The organism is Variovorax sp. GW458-11-26-14-LB1, from assembly GCF_059423965.1.
The window spans coordinates 33,298-60,145 of the sequence record NZ_JBWKYW010000036.1 but is presented as its reverse complement, the minus strand read 5'-3'; the positions used below and the strand labels follow the sequence as shown (position 1 = coordinate 60,145).

The 26,848-nt window shown below is 69.7% G+C and carries 23 protein-coding genes; 9 read left to right on the top strand and 14 right to left on the bottom strand.

Annotated features, from left to right (window positions below; translation table 11 throughout):
- Positions 1–89: 89 nt before the first annotated feature.
- The 6 genes from AC07YS_RS21870 to fhuF all read right to left on the bottom strand — a co-directional run bounded on the left by AC07YS_RS21870 (position 90) and on the right by fhuF (position 7,771).
- Positions 90–2,537, bottom strand: coding sequence for a TonB-dependent siderophore receptor (locus tag AC07YS_RS21870; protein ID WP_495269076.1), 2,448 nt, complete (start codon positions 2,535–2,537; stop codon positions 90–92).
- 204 nt (positions 2,538–2,741) lie between these two features.
- On the bottom strand, positions 2,742–3,770 hold the full coding sequence (locus AC07YS_RS21865; RefSeq protein ID WP_070062438.1) for a FecR family protein: 1,029 nt from the start codon (positions 3,768–3,770) through the stop codon (positions 2,742–2,744).
- The gene (locus AC07YS_RS21860) at positions 3,767–4,345 is read right to left on the bottom strand and encodes an RNA polymerase sigma factor (protein ID WP_070062439.1); all 579 of its coding nucleotides are present in this window, start codon (positions 4,343–4,345) and stop codon (positions 3,767–3,769) included. Before AC07YS_RS21860 ends, AC07YS_RS21865 begins: the two co-directional genes overlap by 4 nt.
- Positions 4,346–4,505: 160 nt before the next feature.
- A complete protein-coding gene (locus tag AC07YS_RS21855) occupies positions 4,506–5,825 on the bottom strand; it encodes a lysine N(6)-hydroxylase/L-ornithine N(5)-oxygenase family protein (RefSeq protein WP_495269075.1) in 1,320 nt (439 codons plus the stop codon).
- A complete protein-coding gene (locus tag AC07YS_RS21850) occupies positions 5,812–6,918 on the bottom strand; it encodes a GNAT family N-acetyltransferase (protein ID WP_495269074.1) in 1,107 nt (368 codons plus the stop codon). The genes AC07YS_RS21855 and AC07YS_RS21850 overlap by 14 nt, the downstream gene beginning before the upstream one ends.
- A 67-nt stretch (positions 6,919–6,985) precedes the next feature.
- Positions 6,986–7,771 (bottom strand): siderophore-iron reductase FhuF, encoded by a 786-nt coding sequence (gene fhuF, locus AC07YS_RS21845; protein WP_495269073.1) that lies wholly within the window; start codon positions 7,769–7,771, stop codon positions 6,986–6,988.
- A gap of 162 nt (positions 7,772–7,933) precedes the next feature.
- Between fhuF and AC07YS_RS21840 the strand changes: the two genes are divergently transcribed.
- The 3 genes from AC07YS_RS21840 to AC07YS_RS21830 all read left to right on the top strand — a co-directional run bounded on the left by AC07YS_RS21840 (position 7,934) and on the right by AC07YS_RS21830 (position 11,257).
- The gene (locus AC07YS_RS21840) at positions 7,934–8,167 is read left to right on the top strand and encodes a hypothetical protein (protein WP_495269072.1); all 234 of its coding nucleotides are present in this window, start codon (positions 7,934–7,936) and stop codon (positions 8,165–8,167) included.
- 85 nt (positions 8,168–8,252) lie between these two features.
- Positions 8,253–9,932 (top strand): cyclic peptide export ABC transporter, encoded by a 1,680-nt coding sequence (locus AC07YS_RS21835; RefSeq protein ID WP_495269071.1) that lies wholly within the window; start codon positions 8,253–8,255, stop codon positions 9,930–9,932.
- 74 nt (positions 9,933–10,006) lie between these two features.
- Positions 10,007–11,257, top strand: a complete 1,251-nt coding sequence (locus AC07YS_RS21830) for a glutamate carboxypeptidase (RefSeq protein WP_062469846.1) — start codon at positions 10,007–10,009, stop codon at positions 11,255–11,257.
- 17 nt (positions 11,258–11,274) lie between these two features.
- Here the strand turns inward: AC07YS_RS21830 and AC07YS_RS21825 are convergent, their stop codons facing one another.
- The 3 genes from AC07YS_RS21825 to AC07YS_RS21815 are packed head-to-tail and all read right to left on the bottom strand — an operon-like array spanning position 11,275 to position 13,684.
- Positions 11,275–11,979 carry a glutathione S-transferase N-terminal domain-containing protein gene (locus tag AC07YS_RS21825; RefSeq protein WP_495269070.1) on the bottom strand — a complete coding sequence of 235 codons (705 nt, stop codon included), beginning with the start codon at positions 11,977–11,979 and terminating at the stop codon, positions 11,275–11,277.
- 54 nt (positions 11,980–12,033) lie between these two features.
- Positions 12,034–12,996 carry a TIGR03571 family LLM class oxidoreductase gene (locus AC07YS_RS21820; RefSeq protein WP_495269069.1) on the bottom strand — a complete coding sequence of 321 codons (963 nt, stop codon included), beginning with the start codon at positions 12,994–12,996 and terminating at the stop codon, positions 12,034–12,036.
- 7 nt (positions 12,997–13,003) lie between these two features.
- Entirely contained in the window at positions 13,004–13,684 is a 681-nt protein-coding gene (locus AC07YS_RS21815) for a TetR/AcrR family transcriptional regulator (protein ID WP_307587337.1), read from the bottom strand.
- Positions 13,685–13,886: 202 nt separating this feature from the next.
- Between AC07YS_RS21815 and AC07YS_RS21810 the strand changes: the two genes are divergently transcribed.
- The 3 genes from AC07YS_RS21810 to AC07YS_RS21800 are packed head-to-tail and all read left to right on the top strand — an operon-like array spanning position 13,887 to position 17,396.
- On the top strand, positions 13,887–14,690 hold the full coding sequence (locus AC07YS_RS21810) for an SDR family NAD(P)-dependent oxidoreductase (protein WP_369629680.1): 804 nt from the start codon (positions 13,887–13,889) through the stop codon (positions 14,688–14,690).
- A gap of 22 nt (positions 14,691–14,712) precedes the next feature.
- Positions 14,713–15,846 carry a DUF5938 domain-containing protein gene (locus tag AC07YS_RS21805; RefSeq protein ID WP_062469831.1) on the top strand — a complete coding sequence of 378 codons (1,134 nt, stop codon included), beginning with the start codon at positions 14,713–14,715 and terminating at the stop codon, positions 15,844–15,846.
- 5 nt (positions 15,847–15,851) lie between these two features.
- Entirely contained in the window at positions 15,852–17,396 is a 1,545-nt protein-coding gene (locus AC07YS_RS21800) for an acyl-CoA synthetase (protein ID WP_495269068.1), read from the top strand.
- 7 nt (positions 17,397–17,403) lie between these two features.
- Here AC07YS_RS21800 and AC07YS_RS21795 read toward each other — a convergent pair whose 3' ends face one another.
- Both AC07YS_RS21795 and AC07YS_RS21790 read right to left on the bottom strand, forming a co-directional pair.
- Positions 17,404–19,011 (bottom strand): class I adenylate-forming enzyme family protein, encoded by a 1,608-nt coding sequence (locus AC07YS_RS21795; RefSeq protein WP_495269067.1) that lies wholly within the window; start codon positions 19,009–19,011, stop codon positions 17,404–17,406.
- 115 nt (positions 19,012–19,126) lie between these two features.
- Positions 19,127–19,966: a hypothetical protein gene (locus AC07YS_RS21790; protein WP_492741700.1), complete on the bottom strand. Its 840-nt coding sequence runs from the start codon at positions 19,964–19,966 to the stop codon at positions 19,127–19,129.
- 186 nt (positions 19,967–20,152) lie between these two features.
- Here AC07YS_RS21790 and AC07YS_RS21785 point away from each other — a divergent pair, with 186 nt between their 5' ends.
- A complete protein-coding gene (locus tag AC07YS_RS21785; RefSeq protein ID WP_070062606.1) occupies positions 20,153–20,806 on the top strand; it encodes a DUF1345 domain-containing protein in 654 nt (217 codons plus the stop codon).
- A 7-nt stretch (positions 20,807–20,813) separates the two neighbouring features.
- Here the strand turns inward: AC07YS_RS21785 and AC07YS_RS21780 are convergent, their stop codons facing one another.
- The 3 genes from AC07YS_RS21780 to AC07YS_RS21770 form a co-directional block, all read right to left on the bottom strand.
- Positions 20,814–21,776 carry a DMT family transporter gene (locus AC07YS_RS21780; RefSeq protein WP_495269066.1) on the bottom strand — a complete coding sequence of 321 codons (963 nt, stop codon included), beginning with the start codon at positions 21,774–21,776 and terminating at the stop codon, positions 20,814–20,816.
- 76 nt (positions 21,777–21,852) lie between these two features.
- Positions 21,853–22,350, bottom strand: coding sequence for a methylated-DNA--[protein]-cysteine S-methyltransferase (locus AC07YS_RS21775; RefSeq protein ID WP_495269065.1), 498 nt, complete (start codon positions 22,348–22,350; stop codon positions 21,853–21,855).
- A complete protein-coding gene (locus tag AC07YS_RS21770) occupies positions 22,347–23,951 on the bottom strand; it encodes a DNA-3-methyladenine glycosylase 2 family protein (protein ID WP_495269064.1) in 1,605 nt (534 codons plus the stop codon). The genes AC07YS_RS21775 and AC07YS_RS21770 overlap by 4 nt, the downstream gene beginning before the upstream one ends.
- A gap of 110 nt (positions 23,952–24,061) precedes the next feature.
- Here AC07YS_RS21770 and AC07YS_RS21765 point away from each other — a divergent pair, with 110 nt between their 5' ends.
- A complete protein-coding gene (locus AC07YS_RS21765; RefSeq protein ID WP_095746279.1) occupies positions 24,062–25,444 on the top strand; it encodes a phosphomannomutase/phosphoglucomutase in 1,383 nt (460 codons plus the stop codon).
- A 7-nt stretch (positions 25,445–25,451) separates the two neighbouring features.
- Positions 25,452–26,843, top strand: coding sequence for a 3-deoxy-D-manno-octulosonic acid transferase (locus AC07YS_RS21760; protein WP_495269063.1), 1,392 nt, complete (start codon positions 25,452–25,454; stop codon positions 26,841–26,843).
- Positions 26,844–26,848: the final 5 nt, after the last annotated feature.

Below are 26,848 nucleotides of genomic sequence, written 5' to 3'. Positions count from 1 at the left end.
GCATAAAAAAACGCACGACCCGGAAGCCGGGTCGTGCGTCAAGGGCACCCTTCTGCCGGTGCCGCCCTATTTCAGTTCGTTGGTGCGTGTCAGAGCTTGTAGCTGAGCTTCAGCCAGGCGTTGCGCGGGTTGCCCTGCGTGTAGCCGTTGTAGGCGCCCAGGCCGTTGTAGTAGCGCTTGTCGCCGAGGTTCTCGATGTGCAGCGAGGCGCTCAGGCGGTTGTTGATGTCGTAGCGCGCCATCAGGCCGAACAGCGTCAGGCCGCCTTGCGAGGCGCGGCCGAGTTCGTTGAACTCGTCGTAGTAGATGCCGCTCTGGTAGCTCACGCTGCCGCCGACGGTGAGCTTGCTCCACTCGCCCGGCAGGCGGTAGCTGGTGGCGACGCGGAACAGGCGGCGCGGGTACTGCGGGTTCAGCAGCACGCCGTCGGCATCGCGCTTGGCGTGGTAGGTGTAGCCCGCGAGCATCTGCAGGCCCGGCAGCACTTCGCCGGCGGCGGTGAGCTCGAAGCCCTTGCTCTTGGCGCCCTGCACCGCGCGGTACGGAATGCCGCCGTCGGGCAGCAGCGAGCCGGCGCCGGTGTCGATCACGGCCAGGTTGGTCTCGCGCGTCTTGAAGATCGCGGCGCTTGTGTTGAGCTTGCCGCCGAAGTGCTCGCCCTTCAGGCCCAGCTCGATGTTCTTGCCGCGCTGTGGTGCGATGAGCGAGTTGTTGCGGTCGCGCACCGTGTTGGGCTGGAAGATGTCGGTGTAGCTGCCGTACAGCGAGAGTTCCTTGCTCACGTCGAACACCACGCCCAGGTAGGGCGTGACCACGCCGTTCTCGCGCATCGAACTCACGCCGGTGCGCCGCCAGGTGGTCCAGTCGAGCGTGGACGCGTCGGACTTGTACCAGGTGCCGCGCGCGCCGACGATGAGCGACAGCGGCTCGGCCAGCTTCAGGCGGGTCGAGGCGTAGATGGCTTTCTCGGTGGTGTTCAGCGGCGCCGTGTACAGCGGGTACGAGAAGGAGGTCGGCTCGGGGAAGCTCTGCAGCTGGTAGAAGTTCAGCGGCCGGCGGTCGATCATGCGCGGCACGGCGCCGCGCGTGTAGACCGTGGCGTCGTAGGTGTTGTAGCTCATGCCCACCACGGCCTCGTGCGTCTGGCCGAAAGCCTCGAACGGGCCCTTCAGGTGCACGTCGAGGGCCTTGTTGGCACCTTCGGCGGGGTTCTCGCGGATGTCGATGGTGGAGGCGCCGGTGCGCGCGTTGATCGCGCGGTAGATGCTCAGGTCACCCGAGGCGCGCTCGCGCTTGCTCTTGAGGTAGCTGGCGTCCACCTTGAGCTGCCAGCCCGCGCCCAGGCGCTGGTCGAGGTTGGCGAACAGCTTGTCGGAGTACATGTCCCAGTAGCTCCACGGCGCGCTGGAGTTGAACGAGCGCGGCAGGTTGGTGCGCTGGCCGTTGCTGAAGAACAGCGGGCTCTGGCCGTAGTTGGCGCCGTCGATGGCGGTCTTCTGGTGCTCGAAGCCCACCGACAGGCGCGAGCCCGCCGCGAGGTCGACTTCGAGAATGCCGTACAGCGCGTCCTCGCTGCGCTTCTTGTTCTCGATGAAGCTCTTGCCGTCGGTGCGCGAGGCCATGAAGCGGCCGCGCACGGTGCCGTCGGCGTTGAGGGGGCCGCCCACGTCGATCTCGGCGTTGTAGCGGCTCCAGCTGCCGATGCCGCCCGAGATGTGACCGGCGAATTCGGAGGTCGGGCGCTTGCGCACGAGGTTGATGGCGCCGCCAGGCGAGCCCACGCCGTTGAGCAGGCCGGCCGCGCCGCGGATCACCTCGACGCGGTCGTAGAAGGCGGTGCTGATCATGCTCGACTCGCCAGCCACGCTGTTGAAGCCCAGCGTGGGCACGCCGTCGATCATGGTGCTCAGGGCGAAGCCGCGCGAGGAGAAGGTCACGCGCTCGTCGTTGCGGTCGGCCACGATGCCGGGCGTCTGGCGCAGCACGTCCTCGAGGGTGACGAGGTTCTGGTCGTCGATCTGCTGGCGGCCGATGACGCTGACCGACTGCGGCGTTTCGCGCAGCGACAGGTCCATGCGCGTGGCGCCGGCGGCGGCGCGCGTGGTGTACGAGCCCGTGCCTTCGGTGGTGCCGTCGGTGGCGGCCTGCGCGGCCACGGTCACGGCGGGCAGCGTGGAAGCACTGGCCGCGCTCTGGCGCTGGATGGTGACGCGCGTGGGGCCGTTGCGCACCGCCACGAGGCCGCTGCCGGCCAGCAGGCGGTCGAGCGCCTGCTGGAAGCTCAGGCGGCCCGACACCGCCGGAGCGGCCAGGCCCGAGACCACGTCACCCGCGGCGAGCACCTGCACGCCGGTCTGGCGCGACAGCTCGTTGAGCGCGGCGCCCAGCGGCTGGGCGGGCACGTTGATGTCGCGCGCTGGGGCGGCGGCCTGGTCGGTGCCCTGGGCGGCGGCGAGGCCGCTCCAGCTGGCAAGGGCGGTTCCGAAGGCAGCGGCAAGCGCGGCGCTCAGGAGTCGGTGGCGAGGCGAGAAACGCATGGGTGAAGGCTCCAGACAAATAAATCGGTGCGGCATGAAACGGGGGCGCGCCGCAGCCGTCGATCGGATGCGGGGTGCTTCTGGATGTAAGACGTTTGAACTCGAAAAAGAGAGACAGGCCCGTGACAAGGCATCGGCCGCCGCGTCGATGCGGGTCGAAAACGAGCGGGAAAAGGGAGCGGCGCGCCCGTGGGCACGCCCAGGTCAGCGCGCCTGCAGGCGCACGCTGCCGTCGGGCCGGGCCACCGCCACCAGCGGCAGGATGGCCGGCAGCGCGTCGAGCAGGCCGGCCGAGTCGTTGGTGCGAAAGCGCCCCGAGAGCCGCATCGCGTCGATGCGGGCGTCGGCGCCCACGATGGGCGCGCTGCGGTAGCTGTTGACCGCGGCCAGCGCGTCGCCCAGCGGCGTGTTGTCGAACACCAGCCAGCCGTCGCGCCAGGCCGAGAGGGCGGCGGTGTCGGCCTGGCGCACCGGGTCGGCGTGGCCGTCGCGCACCTCGAGCATGTCGCCGGCGCGCAGGTCGACCACTTCGCCGCTGCGTTCGGTGCCGGCGTGGCGCAGCACCTGCACGCGCACATGGCCGTGCTCGACGCCCACGGTGATCGGGCCGCCGCGGTCGCGCACGGTGAAGGCGGTACCGACCACTTCGATGATCGCCTCGCGCGTGCGCACCACGAAGGGACGGTCGGCGTCGGGCGCCACGTCGAAGCGGACTTCGCCACGCGCCATGTCGATCATGCGGCGGCGGCGGTAGAGCGTGACGTCGACGGCGCTCTGGGGCGCGAGGTCGAGGCGGCTGCCGGCCGAGGCATCGGCGGCATCGGCCAGCGTGACCTTGAGCATCCGCGCGTTCGGTGTGCGGTACGTCGCCTGGAACACGGGCTGCTGCCAGTACCACTGCACGCCGCGCCCCGCGACCACGCCGGCGCCGAGCAGCCCGGCGACCGACAGCAGCATCTTGCGGCGCGAGGGGTTGCGCGGGGCCGGTGCGGGTGTGGGCTCGTCGAAGTGCGCGCGCAGGTCGTCGGCCATGCCGCCCAGGGCGTTCCAGCGCTCGCGCGCCTCGCGCACGGCGGCGGCGTGTTCGGGCGAGCGCGTGCGCCACTGGTCGAGCGCGAGCCGGGCGCTGTTGGCGGCCGGGCTCGGCGGCGCGATCTCGTCCTCGACGATGAGCGCGAGCGCGCGTTCGATCAGCCGTTCACGCGGAACGACCGCTGTGGCCGCACGGCTCATGAAAAGTCTTCGGCCAGTGCGGTGTCGAAGCCCGCGTGGCTGTTCACCGCCTGCGGCTCGATCAGTTCGTGGCGCAGCTCGGCGAACACACGCGAGCAGTCGATGGTGGCGCGCAGCAGGTGCTTGGCGACCGCCATCTCGGTGATGCCCAGGCGCTGCGCGATCTCGGCGCGCGAATGGCCGTAGGCGCGGAACAGCAGGAACACCTCGCGCCGGCGCGGCGGCAGCTGTTCCATGGTTTCCACCACGCGGCGCAGCACGCGGTGCTGGGCCACGACGTATTCGGACGAGGGGGCCGTGAGGTGCGTGCCCACGACGGCATGCGAGACGGCCCACTCCTGCGCCACCTTGCGGTGGCGGGCTTCGTCGATGCACAGGTTGCGCGCCACGCGGAACAGCAGGGCGCGCGGCGACTCGATGGCGGCACCGTCACGCAGGCCGAGGGTGTGCGTGTACACGCGCTCGAAGCTGGACTGCGCGATGTCGGCCGCATGGTGCGGATCGCGCAGGTCGCGCGTGAGCTGCCGGCGCAAGTCCGCGTAGTGAGACACAAGTTCCTGGACGAGGTCGCGCATCCGGTCGCCTTCTCGCAAGCATCGACAAAGGACCCCTGGGCCGATGGCTGGTGCGCGCCGGTGAAGAGGAGGCGAGGGCGCTGGCTTCGGTGACCCCGGGGATGGGGTGAATAAGAACTATTCTTATTGAGTGTAGCACCGAAGCCTGGCGTTTCCGTGGCTAGACCACGGGCGCGGCGTGGGCGGGGCGCTCCGCGGCGGGGGCCTGCGGCGCCTGCGCCGTGTGCCGCGGCGTGGCGTTCAGCAGCGCCTGCCCGATCTCGTCGGAGCGGATGGCGGTGACCGACAGCAGCGTGTCGCTCAGGCCGTGGCTGGTCTCGCAGGCGCCCTGCAGGAAGATGCCCGGGCGCAGCGCCGGCGTGCCCTGCACGCGGTAGTCGCGGTCGACCGAGAAATCGCCCAGGTAGGGCGCCAACGGTGCCAGCAGCGTGCGGTGCGCGTCGCGGGCGTAGCCGGTGGCGAGCACCACGGCGTCGTAGGCCTTGTCGTGGCGTGCGCCGGTGTTCAGGTCGTGCAGCGACAGGTGGATGCCGTCCTGCGCGGCGCGCACCGCCGACACCTCGTGCCGCCGCAGGAAGCTGTGGCGCGTCGAGCCGGCCACGCGCTGGCGGTAGAACACGTTGAAGATCTGCTGGATCAGCTCCAGGTCGGGCGCGGCGTAGTTGGTGTGCCAGAACTCCTCGAGCAGCTCGGCGCGCTCGTTCACCGAGCGGTTGAACACGAAGTCGGTGAAGTCGGTGTTGAAGATCTCGTTCACGAACGGGCTGTCGTCCGAGGGCTTGATGGAGCGCGCCCGCATGATCAGGTCGACCTGCGGCTTGGCCGCGTGCGACTGCAGGTCCATGAAGATCTCGGCCGCGCTCTGGCCCGCGCCCACGATGGCGATGCGGTCGGCGCCGGGGTGGCGGGCGATGGCCTCCAGGTAGGTGCTCGAATGGAACACGCGGCCGTCGTCGCGCAGGGGCTGGAAGCGCGCCGGGATGTTGGCCACGCCGCCCACGCTCACCACCAGGTTGCGCGCCAGGCGCTCGCGCACCGCGCCGTTGGCGTCGCGCGAGCGCACGCGCAGCAGCGAGACCTCGTTGCCCTTCATCTCGGGCACCACCTCGAACACGGCCTCGCCGTAGGCGCAGCGGTCTTCGAACTGCGCCGCGGCCCAGCCCAGGTAGTCGTTGAACTCGTGGCGGCTCGGGAAGAAGGTCTTGAGGTTGATGAAGTCCTGCAGGCGCTGCTTTTCGTGCAGGTAGTTCAGGAAGGTGAAGCGGCTGGACGGATTGCGCAGCGTGGCCAGGTCCTTCAGGAACGAGATCTGCATGTGCGCGTTGTCCAGCAGCATGTTGCGGTGCCAGACGAAGCCCGGCTGCTTCTCGATGAACAGCGCATCGACGAAGTGGCCCTTCTGGCGCTTCTCGTCGAGCGCGATGGCCAGTGCGATGTTGGACGGGCCGAAGCCGACGCCGATCAGGTCATGGATTTGCATGGATGTCCTCCAGGGATGGCTCGTGTCGACGAGCCGGGGCCGGCGAAGCGGCGGTGGGGTCGGCGCGCGGAATCCACAGCGCCTCGCCGAAGAAACGCTCGCGCCACAGCACGCCCAGCAGGGCGCGCTTGTGCGGAAAGTCGAACTCCTTCACATGGGCGTAGCCGCAGCGGCCCAGGCTCCGGATCATTTTTTCGTTGTCGGCGCGCGGCTCGATCACCAGGCGCTGCGTGCGCGGGTCGTCCAGGAAGAGGTAGTGCGACACCGACGGCATCCAGGCCGTGAGAAAGGGCTTGCCGCGAAAGCGTGCCTCGCCCACCAGCGCATGCCACCCGCGGTCATGGTCGGTCGCGTCATAGAAGGGCGCGATGCGGTCTTCCTTCGCCCAGTAGGCCTCGAAGTAGCCGAAGGCCTCGCCGTCGAAGCGGCCGACGAGGCCGGTCACGCGCGGGTCGGCCGCGATGCCTTCCAGGTACTGGCGGTGGCGCGCGAGGTCGCCTTCTTCTTCCCAGAAATGCGCGACCACGGGGTCGTTCATCCAGCGGTGGAAGGCGGGCAGGTCGCGTTCGATGTCGACCGTGTCGAGCGTGAGCGTCTGGCCCAGCCACGGGATGTGGCGGCGGTACACGGTGCCTTGCGGCTTGGCGGGGCGCAGCGGATGGCGCTTGCCCTGCGTGACGACGAAGCGCTGGGCGAAGGGCTCGCGCGGCTGCGGCAGCCAGGCGCGCGGCCATTGCCAGAAGGCTTCGCGTGCGACCGTGGGCAGCGCGCCCTCGGCCGGCGTGACGATGCCTGCGTCCACCAGACGCGTGCCGGTCGGCAGCGGCGATTGCAGCGCGAGCTGCCGCGCGGCCGGGTGGCGCTGGAAGGCCGCCTCGATCGCCGCCAGCAGGTGCGCTTCGTCAGGCTCGCCCGCGCAGGCGCCCAGCCATTCGAGGCGCGGCGTGCCGGGCTGCGCGCGCAGGGCCCAGGTGCTGCCGTGGCGGTCGCCGTCGAGCGGCGTGACCTTGAGCGCGGTGCCTTCCAGCCGGACGTCCAGCACCCGGCTTTCGGGATGCGCGTGAAAGCGCCATGCAGTGTCGTGGGCGGTCAAGCAAAAACCTCCGGGGTGTGGTCGATGTGTGGGATGCAGAAGGAAGACGCGGGCTGCGGCCGGATGTTTAGTCGGCGGTGCTTGCACAGCGCTCCCGTTCGAACTCGGGCGAGAGCGGGCACGCGCCGCAGTAGCCCAGCCGCGGCACGAGGTAATAAAGGCAGCACTGGCGGTGCAGCGTGACCGGCGGCGCGCTGCGATCGGCCACGCGCACGCCGCGGCGCGCGGGCATGAACATCGGGTTGTCGCGCAGCGTGCCGCACGGTTGCGGCCAGGTCGGGCGTTGCAGCAGGTGCTCGAGGTCGGCGGCCACGGCGGGCGCCTGGCCACTCATGCGCAGGCCTTCTTCCAGCACCGGCTCGAGGTAGCGCACGGCGTTGCCCCAGAGGATCTTGGGCGCCAGCCGCGTGAGCTGCGTCAGCCGCGCGAACAGGGGCGCGAGGTGCGTCCACAGCAGCACGTCGTAGCGCGCGGCCGTATCGGTGCCGGGGCACGGCGTGCCGAGCTCGACGATGTGGAAGCACTCCGGGTCGCCGTCTGCGTCGTCGAGGCTGACCCAGACCTGTTCGGGCGCGACCGGAAAACCGTGCTGCAGCAGGCTCGCCGCGGCGGCCACGGGCGGCAACAGCGCGTGCAGGTAGTTCATGCTCCAGGCGGACGCGACCGCGCGCAGGTCGCGCTCCGGCATGTTCAGCGTGCGCGCCTTCAGGCGCAGCAGCGCCAGCAGGCGCGGCGGGTCGGCCAGCAGGTCGGCCACGCGCACGGCGTCGGGCGGCGGGTGCGGGGCGCAGGCCAGCGTTTCGCCGTAGGGCGCCCACTCGCCCTGGAAGATCGGCGCGAGCAGCGGGATCACGGGGCGGGGCCGAAGGTGGCGTGAAGAAGAAGGCGCACAGGCATGCAGCAGAAGACGCGCCGGCGGGCCGGAAATTTAGTCTGCGCAGGCCCCGCGCCTAAACAGCGTGCCCCACGGAGCGTCTACTCACTCATCGACAGCAGTGCAGGCGTGCGAATCCCCATGAGCTTCCCGAGACACCGTCCTTCCGATCCGGCCTTCAACATGGCCTGGCGGCTTTTTCGCGAGCTGCACGACGCACCGTCGCCCGAGCGCGCCGAGCAGCTCGTGGTCTGGCTCGGCCAGGACCCGGGCCACGTGCGCGCGCTCGACGAGGCCCTGACGCTGTGGGCGCTGGCCGGCGCCTCGGTGGTGGAGGCCGCGCGCGAGGCGGGGGCGCAGCCGCTGCTGCAATAGGCACCGCGCCTTCCTGCTAAACAAGCAGGCGCGCCGAACGTCATTGCAGGGAGCCCGTCTCCCTTTGCAACGAACCGTCCGCCGCATGAACCTCACACCCGCCAGCGCCCCCGCGTCCGAACTCGTCCGGCTGTTGCGGCCCTACTTCCCGTGGATCGCGCTGTCGACCGTGACCGGCATCGGCGCGGGCATCGCGACCGTGGCGCTGCTGGCGACCATCAACCAGGTGCTGCATCGCCCCGGCGGCCTGGCCGGCGGACTGCTGCTGACCTTCATCGGCCTGTGCGTGGTGGCGCTGGTCGGGCGCGCCACCTCCGACATGTCGAACAACGTGGTCGGCCAGCGGCTCGTGGCGCAAGTGCGCAAGAGTCTGGCGCTGAAGATCCTCGCGGCGCCGATCGATGCGCTCGAGCGTTACCGCATGCACCGCCTGATGCCCGTGCTCACGCAGGACGTCGACATGATCAGCGACGTGGCCTTCATGCTGGCCTCGACCATGATCGCGCTGGCCGTTTCCCTTGGTTGCCTGGGTTACCTGGCGTGGCTTTCGCCGCCGCTGTTCGGCCTGCTGCTGGGGGCGCTGCTCGTGGGCATCACCGTGCAGAGCCTGGCGCATGCGCGCGGCATCTCGGGTTTCTTCAAGGCGCGCGAGCAGGAAGAGGCGCTGCACAAGGCCTACCGCGGTATCAGCGAAGGCGCGAAGGAGCTGCGCATGCACCGCGCGCGCCGCGCCAAGGTGTACGAGCAGCAGGTGGCGCACACGGTCGAGCGCATCCACGACATCAACCGGCGTGCCATCAACATCTTCGTGCTCGCCTCGTCCTTCGGCTCGGCGCTGTTCTTCCTGCTGATTGCACTCATCCTCGGCTGGGCCGCGTTCCGCGACACCGCGCCGGTCGTGCTCAGCGGCTTCGTGCTGGTGCTGCTGTTTTTGAAGGGGCCGCTCGACCAGGTGGTGGCGGCGCTGCCGCACCTGGGGCGCGCGAAGGTGGCCTTCGAGCGCATCGGTGACCTGTCGGCCCGCTTCGCCACGCCCGAACCGCACCTGGACCTGCACGCGCCGCCCGCCACGCCGGTGCTGCACGACGCCATCGAGCTGCGCGGCGCGCGCTATGCGTTCCCGGCGGTGGAGGGCGCGGAGCCCTTCGTGCTCGGCCCGGTGGATTTGCGCATCGGCCGCCGCGAGATCGTCTTCATCGTCGGCGACAACGGCTCGGGCAAGACCACGCTCATCAAGCTGCTGCTGGGCCTGTACGCGCCGGTGGATGGCGAGCTGCTGCTCGACGGCAAGGCCGTGACGCCGCAGACGCGCGACGACTACCGCCAGCTCTTCACCACCGTGTTCTCCGACTTCTACCTGTTCGAAGACCTCGTGGCCGGCGAAGAGGGCGGCCGCCAGGCGCTGCCCGAGACCGCCTTGCCCTACCTGCAACGGCTGGAGATCGCGCACAAGGTGTCGGTGAAGAACGGCGCCTTCAGCACCACCGACCTGTCGACCGGCCAACGCAAGCGGCTGGCGCTGGTGCATGCGTACCTCGAAGGCCGGCCGGTGCTGGTGTTCGACGAATGGGCCGCCGACCAGGACCCGGCCTTTCGCCATCTTTTCTACACCGAGCTGCTGCCCGAGCTGCGCGCCAAGGGGCACTCGCTGGTGGTCATCTCGCACGACGACCGCTACTTTCATGTGGCCGACCGCATCGTCCACATGAAGGCCGGGCGCATCGCGCAGGCCACCGAGGCGCCGGCACCGAGCCTCGCGGCTTGACCCGTTCGCGAAGCGGGTGCTAGTGTGGGGTTCGCTTCGAACGAACCTCCACAACAGAAAGAACAGGCTTCCTCATGCACCTTCGCTCCACCCCGCGTTCATGGACGCGCGCCGCCTGCCAGGGCGCCGTGCTGGCCAGTGCCTTGCTCGCCGTCAACGCCATGGCCCAGAAGCCGCACCAGGGCGTGCTCGACGCCGCCACGCAGCAAAAGGACGAGACGCTGCAGCTGTTGGAGCGCATGGTCAACATCGACTCCGGCTCGACCAACACCGAGGGCCTGGCCAAGGTGCGCGAGATGGTCGCTGACGAACTGCGCAAGCTCGACGCGCGCATCGAGAGCTTTCCTGCCGAGCCGCACCCGGGTACCAACCTGGTCGCGACGCTCACGGGCCAGGGCAAGAAGAAGATCCTCATCCTGGCCCACATCGACACTGTGTTCAAGGACGGCACGGCCGCGGCCAAGCCCTTCTACATCAAGGACGGGCGCGCCTACGGCCCCGGCGTGATGGACAACAAGGGCGGTGTCGTGGCCGGCCTGCAGGCGCTGAAGATCCTGCAGAAGATCGGATTCAAGGACTACGGCCAGATCACCTTCCTGATCGACACCAATGAAGAAACGGGCTCGGTCGGCACCAGCGCGCTCATCGAGCGCGTGGCCAAGCAGCACGACGTGGCGCTGAACCTCGAGCCGGGTCGCCCGGCGGACGGCCTCGTGGTCGAGCGCAAGGGCTCGGCCACGGCGCTCATCGAGGTGAAGGGGCTCGCGTCGCACGCGGGCGTCGCGCCCGAAGCGGGCCGCAACGCCGCGATGGAAGTCGCGCACCAGGTGCTGCAACTGTCGAAGGTGGCCGATGCGGCTAAGAAGACCACGGTCAATTTCACGGTGCTCACGGCCAACGGCCCGACCAACGTGATCCCCGCGTCGGCCAGCGCCAAGGGCGACGTGCGCGCCGCCACGCCCGAGGAGCTCGACCGCGTCGAGAAGGACCTCACGCGCATCGCGCAGAACAAGCTCATCCCCGAGACCGAGGTGCGCGTGCGCCTCGTGCGCGGCCTGCCGCCGATGCCGCGCTCGCCCGCATCGGACAAGCTGGTGCGCATGGCCGAGGGCATCTACGGCGAGATCGGCAAGAAGCTCACCATCGAGAGCAGCGGCGGCGCCGCCGACGCCAGCCTCGTGGCCGGTGTCGGCGTGCCCGTGCTCGACGGCTTCGGCATCGTGGGCGGCGGCATCCACACGCCGGAGGAATACGCGGAGGTCGAGAGCGTGGTGCCGCGGCTTTATCTGCTGTCGCGGATGCTCATGGACTTGAGCGCGAACTAGGGGCTGTTGCCGGGGCCTCAGCCCCGCTTCGGAATGCCCAGGCCCTTCACCACCGCGGGCCGCGCCACGAAGGCCTCGAGCACGCGCGCGACGTTCTTGAACTCGCTGAAGCCCACGAGCTCGCCGGCCTCGTAGAAGCTGATCAGGTTGCGTACCCACGGGAAGGTGGCGATGTCGGCGATGGTGTACGTGTCGCCCATGATCCATGCGTGGTCGGCAAGGTGCTTGTCGAGCACGCCGAGCAGGCGCTTCGATTCGGCCACGTAGCGGTCGCGCGGGCGCTTGTCTTCGTAGTCCTTGCCGGCGAACTTGTTGAAGAAGCCGAGCTGGCCGAACATCGGGCCGATGCCGCCCATCTGGAACATCACCCACTGGATGGTCTCGTAGCGGGCCGCCGCGTCCTTGGGGATGAACTGGCCGGTCTTCTCGGCGAGGTACAGCAGGATGGCACCCGATTCGAACAGCGCCAGCGGCTGGCCGCCCGGGCCGTTCGGGTCGAGGATGGCGGGGATCTTGTTGTTCGGGTTGAGCGACAAAAATTCCGGCGACATCTGGTCCTGGGTCTCGAACCTCACGAGGTGCGGCTCGTAGGGCAGGCCGGTTTCCTCCAGCAGGATCGACACCTTCACGCCGTTGGGCGTGGGCAGCGAATACAGCTGCAGGCGCTCGGGGTGCTGCGCGGGCCATTTCTTCGTGATGGGGAAGTGCGAGAGATCGGTCATGGGGAAAATCCTTGGAATAGGGGCGACAACGGCGAGCGCCGGATTCTGCACGGCTCAGGCTGGCGGTGTGCGCGCATGGCCTTGCAGGCGCGGCAGCACCTCGCGGCCGAGTTCGTCGACCACGTCCTGCGCGGGCCGCTGGCTGCTGCGCGCGAGGTTCAGCAGCACGTGCGCGACGCCGGCGTCTTCCATGCGGTCGAGGTAGTCGACGAGCGCATGGCGTCCGGCGCGCAGGCCGAGCTCGATGGGCTCGGCGGGCGCGTCGGCATCGTCCAGCAGGTCGAGCTGCAACGATTGAATGAAGGGCTTGGCCTCGCCGCCCGCGCGTTCGCGCAGCGCGGTCTGCCACAGGCCGATGCGGCCCTGCTGGCGTGCCTCGTCGCGGTGGTAGGTGGCCCAGCCGTCGGCGTGGGCGGCGGTCCATTGCAGCGACTGGCGCGCCGAGCCCACCACCAGCATGCCGATGCGCGCGGTGGGCGCCGCCATGAGGTCGTGGCCGCCGGTGGCTTCGTGCAGCGCGGCGCGCTCCTGTGCATCGGGCGAGAGCGCCGAGCGCACCAGGTTCCAGCGTTCGCGGAAGACGTCGCCGCGCAGTGCGATGTCCTGCTGGAAGATGGCGAACTCGGCCTCGCGGTCGCCCGAGCCCAGGCCGAGGATGAAACGGTCGTTCGACAGGCGGTTGAGCGAGAGCGCGGCCTTGGCCACGTGCAGCGGATGGCGCAGCGGCAGCACGGCTGCGGCGGTGCCGAGCGCGATGCGCTGCGTGGCGGCGGCCAGCGCGGTGAGCCAGATGAAGGGCTCGTCGAGCACCGCGGTCTCTTCGCCCTGCGGCACCATCACGGGCACGTCGCGCGTCCACAGCGCGGCAAAGCCGAGCGTATCGGCCAGGCGGGCCAGTTGCAGTTCGGACGCGGGGTCGACCATCGCGCCGGGCGGGCGCGCCAGCGGCGTCATCAGGCCCAGGGTGAGGCGCCCGGCGAGCAGCGTCTGCCGGTAGGCGGTGTTGAACGGCGCCATGGCGGCGTCAGGCGCGCCGCTTGCGGGAGGCCGGCGCGGTGGTTGCGGCGGGGGCGGCGAACAGCCGCTCGATCGATTGCCGCACGTCGGCCTGCATGTCGGCGATGGCCTTGGTGTCGCCCGAGAGGTGCTTGAGCAGCGCCTGCAGGAACAGCCCGTCGAAGAGGGCGTAGCAGGCCGAGGGCGGCAGGCCCGGCGCCTGGCCGGAGAGTTCGGCGAAGCGGCTCATAATGCGCCAGATCATGTCTTCGAGGCTCTTGTCGATCTGCACCACGTCGTCGTGGAAGGCCGCTTCGAACAGCGCCTGCGAACGCAGGTCGTACCAGAGCCGGTGCACGTGGCCTTCGCCCAGCAACGTGTCGCCCAGGCTCTGCAGGAAGCCTTCCATGAGCTCGTCGTAGGTGGTGGCGGTGTCGACCGCGTGGTCGTAGCGCGTGACGCAGCGCGCCTTGTACTGCTTGACGCTGCAGACGATGAGGTCGACCTTGTCGCTGAAGTAGTAGTGCAGCACGCCATGCGAGAACTCGGAGTTCTGCGCAATTTCGCGCAGGCTGGTGCGCGCGTAGCCGAGCGTGGCCAGCGTGGTGAGGGCGGCTTCGCCGAGCTCGGCGCGGCGCTGCTCGAACTTGTCGGCCGGTGCCTTCTGCACCCGTCCGGCGTGCTTCTTTACCCGTGAATGAGTGGTCATTTCTAGCCAGGCCGCAGAGTGCCGGCCGCTGTGTTTCCTGGTGATTGCAAACCATAGCACGCGGCGTGGGAAATCCCTCGTACGTGCATTCCAGAGGCATTTTACGAAATTTGGGCAGTCGTCAAAAAAAATCTTGACACTCGTCAAGTCGATTCCTAGCATGACCGCTCCATCTCATACACATATCCACAGGAGACAAGTGATGGCCAAGTTCGACTTGACGGGGCGCAAGGCCCTGGTGACGGGTGGTGCGCGCGGCATTGGCGCGGGCATCGCCCAGGCGTTGGCGCAGGCGGGTGCGTCGGTGATGATCGGCGACGTGCTCGCCGACCTGGGCAAGGAGACCGCGCAGCGGCTCTCCGCCGAAGGGGCGAAGGTGGGCTTCGTCCCGCTCGACGTCACGAAGGACGGCGACTGGGCCTCTGCCACCGAAGCCACGGTGAAGGCGCTCGGCGGCTTCGACATTCTGGTGAACAACGCCGGCATCGAGATCACCTCGCTGGTGGTCGACGTCGACGGCGACGACCTGCGCCGCATGCTCGACGTGAACGTGGCCGGCACGCTGCTGGGCATGAAGCACGCCTTTCGCGCCATGCGCCCCGGCGGCAGCGCGGGCGGCGGCGGGGCGGTGGTCAACATCGCGTCGGTCGCGGCCACCATCGCCTTTCCCGCCATCGCCGGTTATTCGGCCACCAAGTCGGCGGTCGACCGCGCCACGCGCGTGGCGGCCATGGAGTCCGGCAAGCTGGGCTACGGCGTGCGCGTCAACTGCATCTACCCCGGCCTCGTGCCCACCGACATGGGCATGAAGCTCGCCAACGACATCGTGGCCGCGGGGCTCGCGCCCAGCGTCGAGGCCGCCGTGGGCGATGTCATCGGCCAGACGCCGCTGGGCCGCCTCGGCGAGATCGGCGACATGGCCGACGTGGTGGTCTTCCTCTGCTCCGATGCCGCCCGGTTCATCACCGGCGCGGGCCTCGCGGTGGACGGCGGCATGGGCATGTGAGCGATCAACCAGGAGAGAAACAATGAGCAGCAAGAAGAAACCCGTCATCGTCTACGGCGCCTCCGGCTACACCGGGCGCCTGGTCTGCGAGTACCTGCGCGAGTACCACATCCCCTTCATCGCCGCGGGCCGCAGCGCAGAGAAGCTCGAGGCCGCGATGAAGTCGAACGTGCCCGGCATCGAGACCGCGGACTACGAAGTGGTCGAGGTCGCGCACACGGTCGAAGCGCTCACCGAGCTCTTCACCGGCGCCTCGGTGGTGCTCAACACGGTGGGGCCGTTCGCCAAGTTCGGTCCCGAGGTGGTCGATGCCTGCCTGGCCGCCGGCTGCCACTACACCGACACCACCGGCGAGCAGGACTGGCTCATCACGCTCGACCAGAAATACGGCGCCAAGTTCGCGGCGGCCGGCCTGCTGCTGTCGCCCGGCCTGGCGCAGATGTACACCACCGGCGAAATCGCGGCGCAGCTGTGCCTGGAAACGCCCGGCCTGGACACGCTCGACATCGCCGTGTTCTGGGGTGGCAGCCCGACCATCGCGTCGACGCAGACCATCCTGGTGAACGCGGCCACGTCCAAGGCCTTCTACCTGGAGCAGAACCAGTACGTCGAGTGGCAACCCGACGCGGGCCTGTACCACCTGTCGATTCCCGGCCAGCACGAAGCCGCGCTGGCATTGCCCTGGGGCGGCACCTCGCACCCGGTGTGGTTCAAGCGCGATCCGCGCGTGGCCAACGTGAAGGTGCTCGGCGGCGTCTTCAACAAGCCGCTGATGCTGGGCGTGCCGCAGATCGTGGCCGCCGCGCTCAAGGCCACCGAAGGCATGAACGACGAAGACCGCTATGCCGCGCTGGCCCAGACGGCCGCGGGCGTGATGAACACCATGCCGCCGCGCGAGAACCCGCGCATCAACAAGTCCGTCGATTCGGTGCATGCCTCCGGTCCGCTGGGGCGCGCGCATTGCGTGATCTTCGGCAACTGCAACTACAAGCAGACCGGCCTGCTGCAGGCCTATGCCGCGGCCTCGCTGCTGCAGCAGGCGCCGCGCCGCGCGGGCTTTGCCTCGGGCTGCCAGGCCTTCGGGCACCGCGAGCTGCTGGGGGCGCTGCGCAGCTTCGGGCTGGTGCAGGAACCCGTGCTCACGCGGATGGGCTGACGCGCATGCGCCTCGTCGACTACCTCGACAAAGGCGCCCAGCAGGGCGCCGATTCGCCGTGCCTCACCATGGGCGACGCCGACCTGAGCTACGGCCAGGTGCAACGCATCAGCTGGCGCGTGGCACGCGGCCTGCAGCGCGCGGGCATCCAGCCCGGGGACAAGGTGGCGGTGCTCTCGAGCAACGACGCCTTGGCCTTCGCCACGGTGTTCGGCATCTCGCGCGCCGGTGGCGTGTGGTGCCCGATCAACCCGCGCAACGAAGCCAGCGAGAACGCCTTCGTGCTCGATGCCTTCGATTGCGCGTGCCTCGTGTTCCACAGCAACTACGCACCCATGGTCGAGCAGATGCGCGCGCAGCTGCCGAAACTGAAGGCGCTGGTGTGCCTCGACCAGCGGCAGGCCTTCGCGCCTGCCATGGACGAATGGCTCGACGGGCTGGACGATGCGCCGATCGACATCGCACCGCCCGACGACGTGGCCATGATCGCCGGCACCGGCGGCACCACCGGCCAGCCCAAGGGCGTGATGCTCTCGGGCGGCAACCTGGAGGCCATGTCGGCGCTGACCCTCATGGGCTACCCGTTCGAGGGCCGGCCCGTGTACCTGGCGCTCGCGCCGCTCACGCATGCGGCCGGCGTGCTGTGCCTGCCGGTGATGGCGCTGGGCGGGCGCGTGGTCATCATGCCCAAGCCCGACCTGAGCGAGTTCCTTTCGCTCATCGAGCGCCGGCGCGTCACCCACACCTTCCTGCCGCCGACGCTGATCTACATGCTGCTGCAGCACCCGGACCTGGCGCAGACGAAGCGCGATTCGCTGCAGTGCTTCTGGTACGGCGCCGCGCCCATGTCGGCCGCGCGGCTCGAAGAGGCGCTCGACAAGATCGGCCCCGTCATGGCCCAGCTCTTCGGCCAGACCGAGGCGCCGATGATGGTCTCGATGATGCCGCCGCGCGATCACTTCAATGCCGACGGCTCCGTGGCGCGCCAGCGCCTGGCCTCGGCGGGACGGCCCGGGCCGCTGGTGCAGGTCGGCATCATGAACGGCGAGGGCGCTTTGCTGCCCACGGGCGAGAGCGGCGAGATCGTGGTGCGCGGCTCGCTCGTGATGCGCGGCTATTACAAGGACCCGAAGGCCACGCAGGAGGCCTCGCGCCACGGCTGGCACCACACGGGCGACATCGGCTACCTCGACGGCGACGGCTTCCTGTTCATCGTCGATCGCGCCAAGGACATGATCATTTCGGGCGGCTTCAACGTCTACTCCGCCGAGGTGGAGCAGGTGCTGATGCAGCACCCCGACGTGCAGGACAGCGCCGTCGTCGGCCTGCCCGACGAGAAGTGGGGCGAGCGCGTGGTGGCCGTGCTGCAGCTGCATGCGGGCCGCAGCGTCGATGCCGAGGCGATCAAGACTTTCGTCAAGTCGCGCATCGGCAGCGTGAAGGCGCCCAAGCAGGTCGAGGTGTGGGCCGACCTGCCGCGCTCCAAGGTCGGCAAGGTGCTCAAGAAGGAAGTGCGGGCGTCGCTGCTGCAGAAACTGCAGTCGCCCTGATGCGGGTTCAGTCGCGCTGGTAGTGCCCCTGGTGCGCCTGGCGCAGCTCGAACTTCTGGATCTTGCCCGTCGAGGTCATCGGCAGCGCGGGCACGAAGACGATGTCCTTGGGCACCTCGAAGCCGCCGAGGTGCTCCTTGCAGTGCGCCGTGAGCGTGGCTTCCGAGAACTCGGCCGGCGCATCGGGCCGGCGCGTGACGAAGGCCGTGATGGCCTCGCCCCAGCGCTCGTGCGGCAGGCCGACCACCGCCGCGTTGAGCACGCCCGGGTGGCGCAGCAGCACTTCCTCGACCTTGAGCGAGGGCACGTTCTCGCCGCCCGACTTGACCATGTCCTTGAGCCGGTCGAGAAAGATCAGCTGCCCGTCGTCGTCCAGCTTGCCCAGGTCGCCCGAGTGGTGCCAGCCGAAGCGCTGCGCATGCGCCGTGGCCTGCGGGTCCTTGTAGTAGCCGAGCATCACGTTCGGTCCGCGAAAGACGATCTCGCCGACCTGGTTCGGCGCGAGCAGCTCGCCCTCGTCGCCCATCACGGCGACCTCGTTCACCAGCGTGCCGACGCCCCAGTACGAGCCGAAGCGCTCGCGCTGCTGGTGCGTCTCGAAGATGGTGGCGCCGGGGTACATCTCGGTCTGCCCCGAGGCCAGCGCGAAGTTCGGGCACAGCGCATCGAGCAGGCGCAGCAGCAGCGTGCGCGACATCGGCGCCATCGCATACACGCACAGCCGCAGGCTCGACAGGTCGCGCGATTCGCGCTGCGGGTGGGCCAGCAGCGCGCCGTACATCATGGGCAGCCCGACCGTCACGGTGATCCTGTGGCGCTCGATGGCGGCGAGCATCGCGCCGGGGTCGAAGCCGCGCAGGATGACGTTCGTGCCGCCCACCGCGAGCGCCGACATCAGCACCGTGTGCTGCCCGCAGTGAAAGAGCGGCAGCACGTTGCTCCACACGTCGTGGTGCGCCGGGCCGCCGCCCCATTCGAGCATGTTGCTCTGGAGCACCGAGTGCACCGAGGCGTGCGAATGCATCACGCCCTTCTGCCGGCCGGTGGTGCCGCTGGTGTACATGATGAGCGCGAGCTGGTTGGTGTCGATGGCCACGTCGGGCAGCGTGGCGGGGCCCTGCGCGATGGCCTGCGCCACGGTGGGCACGCCGGGCGGCGGCGTGTCGCCGTCGAGCACGCACAGCAGCGGCGAGACACCGGCCGTGTCCAGCAGCTGGCGCAGTTCGGGGCGCGCGTGCAGCGCGGTGTCGATCACCAGGTGCCGCGTTTCGGCGTGTTCGAGGATGTAGCCGATGGCATCGACCGCCAGCGCCGTGTTGATCGGCACCCACACGAGACCGGCCTTCTGGATGCCCAGCAGCGCGACCACCATCTCGATCGAGTTGTTGCACAGCATGGCCACGCGCTCGCCGCTGGCGAGGCCCAGGCCCAGCAGGTGGTGCGCGAAACGGTTCGATGCGGCGTCGAGCTCGCTGTAGCTCATGCGGTGCTCGCCTTCGATGAGCGCGGTGCGCGCACCGAAGCGCCGCGCGCTGCGGTGGATCACGTCGCCCAGCGCGATGCGGGCGATGCGTTGGAAGGAGGAGGGCGTGGGCTCGGTGCGGGCGGCGGGCATGGGGGCGTGTCTCCGGTCGTTGGGGGTGTTCGATCGGAGCGCAGACTAAGACCGGCACCGCCTGCCGGTCTTGCGAAGAGTGGCTATGCGGCGCCGGCCGCCCGCCGGGGCCGCGTCAGAAGCGGGCCTTGAGGAAGGCCGAAGGCCCCTGCAGCCGCACCTTGAGGCGCGAATCGGCGAAGCCGCCCTCGCGCGTGAGGTCGATGTTGGTCACGCCATACGACAGCACCAGGCCCACGTTCTTCACCGGAAACCACTCCACGCCGGCTGCGGCGTTGTAGATGTTGCCGTGGAAGCGGCCGCTGCTCTTCCACACGCCGGAGGCGTCGGCGAACAACCGAAGGTCGGGCGTGATCGCGTGGCGCACGCCGACCTCGAGCAGGGGTGCGATGGCGTTGTCGCTCGAGCGCTCGCTGACCGAGCGCACCTGTCCGTTCACGCCGACCAGCGCGCTGGCACCGAGCGTCGCGCGGTAGTAGGCCGCGCCGGCGCCCAGCCCGAAGACGGTGTTGCCCGAGCCGAGCCACCACTTGTAGGCCAGCTTGGCGAAGTCGAGCTGGGCCGAGAGGTTCGCGTTGCCGATGGCGCTCAGCGAGCCGAAGCTGCCGAACGAGGTGTTGCCCGCCACCTGCCCTTCGTAGTCGCGCTTGTAGCGGTAGTAGTCGAAAGACAGGCCCTGGCTGTCGCCGATCAGCACGTCGGCCGAGATGCGCGGCATGGTCACGCGGCCAGGCTTGAGCTCGTTCGAGCGCAGCACGCCGTAGGGGGTTTCGACCGAGGCACTGAACTTGGGGTCGGCACTGAAGGCCCCCACCGAGAAGCTGAAACGGTCCAGCGCCGGCGAGGGCTCGGCCGCAGCAAAGGGCGCGAAGCACAGAAGGCAGAGGGCGCCGGTTCCGGCCAGGGCGCCGAATCTCGCAGTCCGGTCGAACGGACGCGAACGAAGCAACAGCATGAAAGAAATCCTTCGGGTGAAAGATGCCTCGGGCATGTGCATGGCGCGATGCCTCCGGGCTGAGGCTCCCTGAAACCGCATCACCTTAGTGACGCGGCACCGCGCCGCGCATGCGCCGTTGGCCGATGTGCCTGTAGGAAATTGCCGATCGCGCGCCGATGCATGCCGCGGCGCTACAGTCCGCCCATGCGTGAACACCTTTCCACCACCACCGGTCCCCAACGTCTTCTCTACGGGGCCGCGGCGGCCGTCGCTGTGGCGCTCGTGCCCTGGCCGATGGGCCTCACGGCGCGCGCGCTGGCCGGCTGGTGCGCGGGCGTGGCCGTGTACCAGGTGCTCAGCTGGTGGCTGGCCGAGACCTTCGACGCCCAGCGCACGCGCGAGCGCGCGCAGCAGCTGGACCAGCCCAACGTCGTGATCCTGGTGTCGATGCTGGTGGCGGTGGGCGTGAGCGTGGTCGCCATCGCGATGCTGCTGCAGCAGGTGCGCCAGCTCAGCGGCTGGGCGCGCGGCGCCCATGTGGCGCTCGGGCTGGTGGCGCTGGCGGGCTCGTGGCTGATGATGCACACGATCTACGCCTTCCACTACGCGCACCGCTACTACATCGACCGCAAGGACAGCGCCTCCGACGGCGGGCTCGACTTTCCGGGCAAGGAAGCGCCCGACTACTTCGACTTCATGTACTACGCCTACGTGATCGGCATGACCTCGCAGGTGTCGGACGTGCAGGCCACCTCGCACGAGATGCGGCGCATCACGCTGGTCCACAGCGTGCTCGCCTTCGCCTTCAACATGCTCGTGCTGGCCCTGTCGGTGAACGTGGTGGCTGGCGTGGTCTGAAGAAAACTCAGCCCGCAGCCTTGCGCAGCGACGGCAGCTTGACGATGCCGGTCGACAGCGCCACGCCGCACACGATCACGAAGGCGCAGATCAGCATCCACTGCGTGATCTGCTCGCCCAGGAACACGGCGCCGTAGAACAGCGCGAACACCGGCACGAGGAAGGTCACGGTGAGCGCACGGGCCGGGCCGGCGCGCTCGATGAGCCGGAAGAACAGGATGTAGGCCACGCCCGTGCAGGCGATGCCCAGGGCCAGCAGCGCCAGCCATGCGCGCAGGCTGGGCATCTGCGCGGGCCAGAGCCAGATCGCGGGCAGCGCGAGGAACAGGCTGGCGCCGATCTGGCTGCCGGTGGCCGTGGTCAGCGCGGGCACGCCCGACAGGTGGCGCCGCGTGGCGCTGGCCGAGATGCCGTAGCAGAGGCACGCCGCCAGGCAGGCCAGCACGGCCCACAGCGCGGCGTGGTTGCTGGCGCCGGCATGCAGGCCGGCGCTGCGGCTGGCGAGCATCGCGACGCCCGCGAAGCCGATCACCAGGCCGACGAGGCGCGAGCCGTTCGGCCGCTCGCGGAACCAGGCCCAGGCCACCAGCGCGCCGAACATCGGCGTGGTGGCGTTGAGCACCGCCGCCAGGCCGGTGTTGATGGTCAGCAGCGCAAAGCAGAACAGCGCGAAGGGCATGCCCGAGTTGAAGATGCCGACCGTGAGGCTGGCCTTCCAGTGCTTGGCGATCGACGGCCCCTGGCCGCGCAGCAGCGCGATCGGCAGCAGGAACAGCGCCGCGATGACGACGCGCACGGCGGCCGTGGGCAGCGCGCCGAACTCCGCCGCGCCGATGCGCATGAACAGAAAAGAGGCGCCCCACAGCGCGCCCAGCAGCACGAGATCGATGAGCCACGCCTTGGGCGCGAGCGCGGTGGGGGCGGGCGAAGGCGAGGGGGCGACGGTGCTGTTGTTGTTCGTTGTGGTCATGCGTCTCTTTGGGAAATGGCGCGTGGCGCCATCCAGAGGATGTCGCCACGCGCCATGGGCGGTGTTTTCTTCTGTCTTACTTGCCGGTCTCGAGTTCGAGCAAGGCCGTCTTGCGCTCGAGCCCGCCAGCGTAACCGGTCAGCGAGCCGTCTGCACCCAGCACGCGGTGGCAGGGCACGATCACGCTGATCGGGTTGCGCCCGACCGCCGCGCCCACCGCGCGCACCGCGGCCGGGTTGCCCACGCGCTGGCTCAGCGCGCCGTAGGTCGTGGTCTCGCCGGCCGGGATGGCGAGCAGCGCCTGCCACACGCCCTGCTGGAAGGCGGTGCCGTGCGACAGGTCGAGCTGCATGTCGAAATGGCTGCGGCGGCCCGCGAAGTAGTCGCGCAGCTGCGCGGTGGCCTCGACCAGCGCGGGGTGGTCGTCCTTGGTCTGCCAGCCCGTGGTGTCGGGCCAGTGGCGCTGGTGGTCGAACCAGACGCCGGCCAGGCCCTGGTCGGTGGCGGCCATCGTGACGCCGCCCAGCGGCGTGTCGGTGTGCGAGGTGTAGATGACGGTGCGCTTGAATTTCATGGTCTTTCAGGCACGGGGCCTGCCGTTGCGAGGTCGGAAGAAGTGGCGGTCGGCGCTACGGCCGATGCCGGTTCGGAGGGCGCGGGCGGCGTGTGCCAGGCCCGCAGCACCGCGTAGCTGCGCCAGGGGCGCCAGGCCTGCGAGGCCTCGCCCGCGGCACGCGCGGTGGTCACGCCCAGCGCCTTCTGCAGGGCCACGTCGCCGGCGGGAAAGGCGTCGGGCCAGCGCAGCGCGCGCATCGCGATGTACTGCGCGGTCCAGGCGCCGATGCCGGGCAGTTCCTGCAGCGCCGCCAGGGTGGAGGGCACGTCGGCGCCCGCATGCAGCGCCAGCCGGCCCGAAGCCACTTCGCGCGCGATGGCCTGCAGCGCGGCCTGCCGCTGGCGCACGATGCCCAGCTGCCCGAGCGCGTCGCCGCTGGCCGCTGCCAGCGCGGTGGGCGTGGGGAAGAGGCGGCTCAGGCCGTCGATGGGCGTGTCGATCGCGTCGCCGAAGGCCTCGACCAGCCGCGAGCCCAGCGTGCGCGCCGCGGCCACGGTGATCTGCTGGCCCAGCACCGCGCGCACCGCGAGCTCGAAGCCGTCGACCGTGCCCGGCACGCGCAGCCCGTCGCCGTGCGGGAAGGCGGCGTGCAGGGCTGCGTTGATGGCCATCGGCTCCGCGTCGAGGTCGAACAAGGCGCGTGCACGGCTGATGACGATCGGCAGCACCGCGGCCAGCGAATCGCTCACGGCCAGCAGCACCTGCTCGCGTTCGAGGTCGAAGCGCAGCTGCAGCCAGCCGGCATGTGCCTGCCCACCGTGCTGCACGCGCAGGGTGCGCGCCAGCCGCACGTAGGTGGGCGTGCTGCCCTTGGCGGGCTCCTTGCCGTCGGCGGTGTGCACGGTCTCCACGCCGCGCAGCGCGCGCCGCGCGAAGAAGCCGAGCATGGCGTTCGCGTCGTAGGGCGGGCGAAAGCCCAGCCGCACCTCGATGGCCTTGCCTTCACCGCCTTCGGCGCCGCCCGCGCGGCGCAGTGCGCTCGGGTTGAGCCCGTAGTGCTCCACGAAGGCCGCATTGAAGCGCCGCACGCTCGCGAAGCCACTGGCCAGCGCCACCTGCGTCATCGGCAGGCGCGTGTCGGCGATGAGCTGCTTGGCCGCCAGCAGGCGGCGCGTCTGCAGGTACTGCAGCGGCGACACGCCGAACTGCGCCTCGAAGATGCGCCGCAGGTGGCGGTCGCTCACGCCCAGGCGGGCCGCGATCTGCGCCGCGCCGGGGCCTTCTTCCGACCAGGCATCGGGCTCGTCGATCAAGCGCGCCGCCTGCAGCGCGAGGATGCGCGAGGCATCTTCGGTCGACCAGCTGGCTGCGCGCGGCGCCAGTTCGGGCCGGCAGCGCAGGCAGGGTCGAAAGCCTGCGGCCTCGGCCTGGGCCGCGTGGCGGAAGAAGCGGCAGTTCTCGCGCCGCGGCAGCTTCACGCGGCACACCGGCCGGCAGTAGATGCCGGTGGAGGTCACGGCCGTGAAGAACGAGCCGTCGAAGCGCGCGTCGTGCGTCTTCATCGCCAGGTAGCAGGCGTCGCTCTCGAGCACTTCGGAGGGGGCGTGGGCGGTAGACATGGGGAAATGATACGGTTTCGACTCGTTTCAACTGGCCGTTTTCGGACATCGATGTCTACAACGCGTTGCCTACAATGCCCGACTCCGAACCAACAGTGACCCCGCCCTTCATGCAGCTCAGCGCATCGATCTTCAAGGCCTATGACATCCGTGGCGTCGTGCCCCTCAGTCTCGATGTCGAAGTGGCCGAGGCGCTGGGCCGTGCCTTCGGCAGCGCGGCCCGCGCAGCCGGCGAGACCGCGGTGGCCGTGGGCCGCGACGGCCGCCTGTCGGGCCCGGCGCTGGTGGACGCGCTGATCGACGGCCTGGTCGCCACCGGCGTCGAGGTGATCGACATCGGCGCGGTCACGACCCCGATGCTGTACTTCGCGGCCCACACGCTGTGCACGAGCGGCATCCAGGTCACGGGCAGCCACAACCCGAAGGACTACAACGGCTTCAAGATGGTGCTGGCCGGCCGCGCGATCTACGGCGACGAGATCCAGGGCCTGCGCAAGACCATGGAAGACGGCAGCGCCACGCTGGCGCCCGGCGGCAGCGTGCGCAAGGTCGACGTGACCGACGCCTACGTGCAGCGCATCGTGGGCGACATCAAGCTCGCACGCCCCATGAAGATCGTGGTCGATTCGGGCAACGGCATCGCGGGCGCAACCGCGCCGGCCATCTTCCGCGCCATCGGCTGCGACGTGGTCGAGCTGTTCAGCGAGGTCGACGGCAACTTCCCCAACCACCACCCCGATCCGAGCAAGCCCGACAACCTCCGGGACCTGATGGCCGAACTGGCCAAAGGCCAGGCCGAGCTGGGCCTGGCTTTCGACGGCGACGGCGACCGCCTGGGCATCGTCACGAAGGACGGCCAGAACATCTTCCCCGACCGCCAGATGCAGCTCTTTGCGCAGGACGTGCTCTCGCGCGTGCCCGGCGGCACCATCGTCTACGACGTGAAGTGCTCGCAGCGCCTGGCGCCGGCCATCGAGGCCGCGGGCGGCACGCCGATGATCTACAAGACCGGCCACTCGCTCATCAAGGCGAAGATGAAGGAAATCGATTCGCCGCTGGGCGGCGAGATGAGCGGCCACATCTTCTTCAAGGAGCGCTGGTACGGCTTCGACGACGGCACGTACGCCGGCTGCCGCCTGCTCGAGATCCTGAGCAAGCACCCGGACGCGAACGCCGTGCTGAATGCGCTGCCCACCAGCTTCTCGACCCCCGAACTGAACGTCGCCTGCGCCGAAGGCGAGCCGCACGCACTGGTCGCCCGGCTCGTGCAGAACGCGCGCTTCGACGCGCCCGCCCAGGTCTCGACCATCGACGGCCTGCGCGTGGACTGGCCCGATGGATTCGGGCTGATCCGCGCTTCCAATACCACCCCCGTGCTGGTGCTGCGCTTCGAAGGCCAGACCGAGGCGGCGCTCCAACGCATCGAGACCGAGATGCTTGCGGTGCTGCGAACGGTCAAGCCCGACGCCACGCTGGCCGCTGCTGCCCACTGAAGAACCTGTGCGTTCCCTGCTGCTTCGCCTTTACGGCGTCTTCACCACCGCCGTCCAACCGCTGGTCCGCCGCAAGCTGCGGCGCCGCGCGATCGCAGAGCCCGGCTATGCCGTGGCTGTCGAAGAGCGCTTCGGCCACTACGACGACGCCACCACCGGCTTTGCCCAGTGCTGGGTGCATGCCGTCTCGCTGGGCGAGACGCGCGCCGCCGCCATCCTGATCGTCGAGCTGCGGCGCCAGTACCCGGGCATTCCGATCCTGCTCACGCACGGCACCGCCACGGGCCGCGAAGAGGGCGCCAAGCTGCTCGAGCCCGGCGACACGCAGGTCTGGCAGCCGTGGGACACGCCGGGCGCCGTCGCCCGCTTTCTCGACCGCTTCCAGCCGCGCATCGGCGTGCTGATGGAAACCGAGGTCTGGCCCGAGATGGCCGCCGCCTGCGCCGAGCGCCGCATTCCGCTGGTGCTGGCCAATGCGCGGCTCAACGAGAAATCGCGCGCCGCGGCCGAACGGCTCAGCGGGCTGGCGCGGCCGGCGTACTCGGCGCTCGCCGCCGTCTGGGCGCAGACCGAGGCCGACGCGCACCGGCTGGTGTCGCTGGGCGCCAAGGTGGCCGGGATCTACGGCAACCTCAAGTTCGACGCCACGCCCGACGCGCGGCAACTGGCCACGGCCGTGTCGCTGCGCGAGCACCTGCCGCGGCCGATGGTCGTGCTGGCCAGCTCGCGCGACGGCGAGGAACGGCTGCTGCTGGAGGTGCTCAAGCGCTTCGGCGCCACCTCGCCGGTGCCGCCCGAGCAGGGCGCGATCCGATCGATCGCCAAGCGCGTGCACGACGTGCAATGGATGATCGTGCCGCGCCATCCGCAGCGTTTCGACGAAGTGGCGGCGCTCATCGAGGCCGAAGGCTTCGCGGTGGCACGCCGCAGCGCGGCCGGCCAGCCGGCCGAGGCCGAGATCTGGCTCGGCGATTCGCTGGGCGAGATGGCGCTGTACTACGGCTTGGCCGACGTGGCTTTGCTCGGTGGCAGCTTCGAGCCGCTGGGCGGGCAGAACCTCATCGAACCGGCGGCCTGCGGCTGCCCGGTGGTCATGGGCCCCTCGACCTTCAACTTTGCCGAGGCGGCGCAGCTGTCGCTCGCGGCGGGCGCGTCGCTGCGCGTTGAGGGCATGGAGCAGGCCGTGACGGCCGCGCTCAAGCTGGTCGAGAACCCGGAGCGCCGCGCTGCGATGGCGCAGGCTGCGCTGGCGTTTTCGTCGTCGAACCGTGGCGCGGCCGAGCGCACGGCGGCGGCGGTGCTGGCGATTGCGCAGGCGGCGGAGCCGGTGACGACACCGGTGGCCGGCGACGACAGCGCGCCGCCCGAAGCGGCGCGGGCCGAACCCACGCTGGATTGAGATTG

Bases quoted from the DNA above. Each gene is read 5' to 3' on its own strand.
- AC07YS_RS21870 (WP_495269076.1), bottom strand. From the start codon at position 2,537: ATGCGTTTCTCGCCTCGCCACCGACTCCTGAGCGCCGCGCTTGCCGCT.
- AC07YS_RS21865 (WP_070062438.1), bottom strand. From the start codon at position 3,770: ATGAGCCGTGCGGCCACAGCGGTCGTTCCGCGTGAACGGCTGATCGAA.
- AC07YS_RS21860 (WP_070062439.1), bottom strand. From the start codon at position 4,345: ATGCGCGACCTCGTCCAGGAACTTGTGTCTCACTACGCGGACTTGCGC.
- AC07YS_RS21855 (WP_495269075.1), bottom strand. From the start codon at position 5,825: ATGCAAATCCATGACCTGATCGGCGTCGGCTTCGGCCCGTCCAACATC.
- AC07YS_RS21840 (WP_495269072.1), top strand. From the start codon at position 7,934: ATGAGCTTCCCGAGACACCGTCCTTCCGATCCGGCCTTCAACATGGCC.
- AC07YS_RS21835 (WP_495269071.1), top strand. From the start codon at position 8,253: ATGAACCTCACACCCGCCAGCGCCCCCGCGTCCGAACTCGTCCGGCTG.
- AC07YS_RS21830 (WP_062469846.1), top strand. From the start codon at position 10,007: ATGCACCTTCGCTCCACCCCGCGTTCATGGACGCGCGCCGCCTGCCAG.
- AC07YS_RS21825 (WP_495269070.1), bottom strand. From the start codon at position 11,979: ATGACCGATCTCTCGCACTTCCCCATCACGAAGAAATGGCCCGCGCAG.
- AC07YS_RS21820 (WP_495269069.1), bottom strand. From the start codon at position 12,996: ATGGCGCCGTTCAACACCGCCTACCGGCAGACGCTGCTCGCCGGGCGC.
- AC07YS_RS21815 (WP_307587337.1), bottom strand. From the start codon at position 13,684: ATGACCACTCATTCACGGGTAAAGAAGCACGCCGGACGGGTGCAGAAG.
- AC07YS_RS21810 (WP_369629680.1), top strand. From the start codon at position 13,887: ATGGCCAAGTTCGACTTGACGGGGCGCAAGGCCCTGGTGACGGGTGGT.
- AC07YS_RS21805 (WP_062469831.1), top strand. From the start codon at position 14,713: ATGAGCAGCAAGAAGAAACCCGTCATCGTCTACGGCGCCTCCGGCTAC.
- AC07YS_RS21800 (WP_495269068.1), top strand. From the start codon at position 15,852: ATGCGCCTCGTCGACTACCTCGACAAAGGCGCCCAGCAGGGCGCCGAT.
- AC07YS_RS21795 (WP_495269067.1), bottom strand. From the start codon at position 19,011: ATGCCCGCCGCCCGCACCGAGCCCACGCCCTCCTCCTTCCAACGCATC.
- AC07YS_RS21790 (WP_492741700.1), bottom strand. From the start codon at position 19,966: ATGCTGTTGCTTCGTTCGCGTCCGTTCGACCGGACTGCGAGATTCGGC.
- AC07YS_RS21785 (WP_070062606.1), top strand. From the start codon at position 20,153: ATGCGTGAACACCTTTCCACCACCACCGGTCCCCAACGTCTTCTCTAC.
- AC07YS_RS21780 (WP_495269066.1), bottom strand. From the start codon at position 21,776: ATGACCACAACGAACAACAACAGCACCGTCGCCCCCTCGCCTTCGCCC.
- AC07YS_RS21775 (WP_495269065.1), bottom strand. From the start codon at position 22,350: ATGAAATTCAAGCGCACCGTCATCTACACCTCGCACACCGACACGCCG.
- AC07YS_RS21770 (WP_495269064.1), bottom strand. From the start codon at position 23,951: ATGTCTACCGCCCACGCCCCCTCCGAAGTGCTCGAGAGCGACGCCTGC.
- AC07YS_RS21765 (WP_095746279.1), top strand. From the start codon at position 24,062: ATGCAGCTCAGCGCATCGATCTTCAAGGCCTATGACATCCGTGGCGTC.